The organism is Saccharopolyspora sp. (assembly GCF_017434145.1).
In the GTDB taxonomy this organism is placed as follows: Bacteria; Actinomycetota; Actinomycetes; order Mycobacteriales; family Pseudonocardiaceae; genus Saccharopolyspora_C; species Saccharopolyspora_C galaxeae.
Window position 1 is genome coordinate 1 of sequence record NZ_JAFRFW010000344.1, and the last position, 3,444, is coordinate 3,444.

Annotated in this window: 3 protein-coding genes; 2 read left to right on the plus strand and 1 reads right to left on the minus strand. The window is 71.5% G+C overall.

The genetic code is table 11. The features are described 5' to 3' along the window. Both IJH84_RS09580 and IJH84_RS09585 read left to right on the plus strand, forming a co-directional pair. Positions 1 to 862: DUF885 domain-containing protein (locus tag IJH84_RS09580; protein ID WP_295142857.1), on the plus strand; the 862-nt coding region annotated here is incomplete at its 5' end. Positions 863 to 1,457: 595 nt separating this feature from the next. Then, a complete protein-coding gene (locus IJH84_RS09585; protein WP_295142863.1) occupies positions 1,458 to 2,735 on the plus strand; it encodes a PhoH family protein in 1,278 nt (425 codons plus the stop codon). Positions 2,736 to 2,865: 130 nt separating this feature from the next. On the opposite strand, the gene IJH84_RS09590 is transcribed toward IJH84_RS09585, so the two are convergent. Beyond that, positions 2,866 to 3,444, minus strand: a 579-nt coding sequence (locus IJH84_RS09590) for an IMP dehydrogenase (protein ID WP_295142860.1), incomplete at its 5' end; no start/stop codon positions are given.

A 3,444-nucleotide genomic window follows, 5' to 3' on the forward strand; every position in this document is an offset into this window, starting at 1 on the left:
CGCGGTGCTGCCGGGCCGCGGAGATCCCGCGATCCGGCTCGCTCGCCTGCGCGCGGCCGAGGCGGTGCCCGCCGACTCGCTTTCCGCGGCAGTGTCGGCGCTTTCCCGCGCGTTGCGCGCGCAGGCGCGCGCGGAGATCGGGCTGCCCGTCCAGGAGTCCGTGCGCTTCCGGCTCGTCCGCGATCGTCCCTGGACCGGCTTGCACCGCTACCTCGGCGACTTCCGCTCGCTGGTCGCGGTGAACGCCGATCACGAGCATTGGGCGGGTCAGCTCCCGTGGCTGGTGGCGCACGAGTCCTACCCCGGGCATCACACCGAGCAGTGCCGCAAGGAGAGCGCGTCCGCGCAGCGGCCGGAACTAGCACTGGCGTTGCGGGACACGCCGCAGAGCGTGATCTCCGAAGGACTCGCCGATCTCGGCCTCCGGATCGCGGTAGGGCCGGGTTGGGGCCGGTGGGCCGCCGAGGTGCTGGCAGGCGCCGGTGTGGCCATGGACGGTGAGCTGGCGGAGCGGGTGCAGGGGCTGCTGCGGCAGCTGAGCCGGGTCCGCTGGGATGCGGCGCTGCTGCTGCACGATCGCGGCGCTGATGCGGGCACCGCTGTCCGGCATCTGCGCCGATGGGGGCTGATGTCCGAACGGCGGGCCCGTGCGCTGGTGGAGTTCCTCGCGGATCGGCGCCGAGCCGTCCGCACCGCCGCCTACGTCGAAGGCGGCCGGCTGGTGGCCTGTTGGCTCGGCGCCTGCCCGGCGCGTGGTGACCGGGTGCGGCGATTGCTGGACGAGGCGTGGACTCCGCGCGCGCTGGCGCGGGAGCTCGGGTGCCTGCCGCAGGCCGAGGCCGGGTGCTCCGTTCGGCGGTAGCCGGCCGCGATGACCGGTACAGCCGGTCGCTCACTCGATCAGACCAATGTGGACACCGTGTTGATCACCGCACGTGCGTGCTCCCGCGGCGTTCCGGGCGTCGGCGTTGAACGGCGGGTGAATTCCGGAGAACCCTTGCTCACCAGCGCATTCGTTCGGTGTCCCGGGATTCCGGGGCGAGCGGAAAACCGACAGAACGGGCGCGGATGTGAAGTCCGGTCGACCATCCGGCGAATCACCTGTGTGGTCGCCTGCCCAGAACCGAACCACGCAGGTAGCGTCCGCAAGTGACGGGTCGACGTGTGAATGACCCGTCCGGGGAGGCCCTGACCGTGGCTGTTGGCTGGATCGGACGGTATCACCGTCCACCGTGGTCGCTCGGGGCCGGTGCGCGGTCCCTGCGGCTGCGCCGGACCGCCCGCCGGTCCGGCCAGGCCAGGGCAGGGGCAGGCCCGGCCCGCCGACAAGCGGGTGTGCGCGCCACGCCCGCGAGGGAGTAGCCGTGACCACACGACGTTCCCAGCCCACAGCGGAGCACCCGGCCGAGACCGGTGTTCCCGCAGGCGTCCCGAATCCGGTCGAGCTCCGCACTTACGTGCTGGACACCTCGGTCCTGCTGTCCGATCCGTGGGCGATGACCCGCTTCGCCGAGCACAGCGTGGTGCTGCCGCTGGTCGTGATCAGCGAGCTGGAGGGCAAGCGGCACCACCCCGAACTCGGGTGGTTCGCTCGCGAAGCCCTGCGCGGCCTCGACGAACTGCGGATCCGCAATGGGCGCCTGGACGCTCCGGTGCAGGTCGGAGAGCACGGCGGCACGTTGCACGTCGAGCTCAACCACTCCGACCCGGAGGTGCTGCCGCCGGGGTTCCGCACCGACTCCAACGACGCCCGGATCCTGGCCTGTTCGCTGAACCTGGCCGCCGACGGGTACCGGGTCACGCTGGTCACCAAGGACATGCCGCTGCGGGTGAAGGCCGCGTCGGTCGCCTTGGAAGCCGAGGAGTACCGGGCGCAGGACGTCGTTTCCACGGGCTGGAACGGCATGGCCGACCTGGACGTGCCGCCGAACGCGGTGGACACCCTGTTCAAGGAAGGCGTGGCCGACCTCGACGACGCCCGCGACCTGCCCGCGAACACCGGTCTTCGGATGCTGGCCGGGTCGCAGAGCGCGCTGGGCCGGGTCACCGCGGACAAGCAGGTGAAGCTGGTCCGCGGCGACCGGGAGGCGTTCGGGCTGCACGGGCGCTCCGCGGAGCAGCGGATCGCGCTGGACCTGCTGCTCGACCCGGAGGTCGGGATCCTCTCGCTCGGCGGCCGCGCCGGGACGGGCAAGTCGGCGCTGGCGTTGTGCGCCGGCTTGGAAGCCGTCATGGAGCGCCAGCAGCACCGCAAGGTCGTGGTGTTCCGGCCGGTGTACGCGGTGGGCGGTCAGGAACTCGGCTACCTGCCCGGCAGCGAGAACGACAAGATGCAGCCGTGGGCGCAGGCGGTCTTCGACACGCTCGGTGCGCTGGCCAGCGAGAACGTGCTCGACGAGGTCACCGACCGGGGCATGCTCGAAGTGCTGCCGCTGACCCACATCCGCGGCCGGTCGCTGCACGACTCGTTCGTGATCGTGGATGAGGCGCAGTCGCTGGAACGCAACGTGCTGCTCACGGTGCTTTCCCGGCTCGGGGCGAACTCCCGGGTGGTGCTCACGCACGACGTGGCGCAGCGGGACAACCTGCGGGTCGGCAGGCACGACGGGGTGGCCGCGGTGATCGAGAAGTTGAAGGGTCACCCGCTGTTCGCGCACATCACGCTGACCCGCTCGGAGCGTTCGCCGGTGGCGGCGCTGGTCACGGAGATGCTGGAGGGCGAGTTCACCCCCTGATCCGGACGACGACCGCCACGCCTCGGGCGACACGCCCGCGGATCACCTGATCGTCGTGAGTGGTTCGGAGTGAACGGACTGTTCGACCAACCTGTTGGGACGAGCGGTCCGTTCACTCGGAACGTCCGGCTCACCAGCCGGTCGGCAGCGGTCGGCCCTCGGCGAAACCGGCTGCGGACTGGATGCCGACCTGTGCGCTTTCGTGGAACTCCGCCAGATTTCGCGCACCGGCGTAGGTGCACGACGAGCGCAGACCGGAACTGATCTCGTCCAGCAGGTCCTCCACCCCGGGCCGCTGCGGATCGATCCGCATCCGGGAGCTGGAGATGCCCTCCTCGAACAGCGCCTTGCGCGCTTGGTCGAACGCGCTGTCGGTGCGGGTCCGGGCGCTGACGGCCCGCTTGGAAGCCATCCCGAAGGACTCCTTGTAAGCCCGCCCGTGCTCGTCGCGCAGCAGGTCGCCGGGCGACTCGTAGGTGCCGGCGAACCACGAGCCCACCATCACCGAGGCGGCACCGGCCGCCAGCGCGAGCGCGACGTCCCGCGGGTGGCGCACGCCGCCGTCGGCCCACACGTGCTTGCCCAGCTCGCGCGCCGCCGCGGCGCATTCGGCGACCGCGGAGAACTGCGGGCGGCCGACGCCGGTCATCATCCGCGTCGTGCACATCGCGCCCGGCCCTACGCCGACCTTGATCACGTCGGCGCCCGC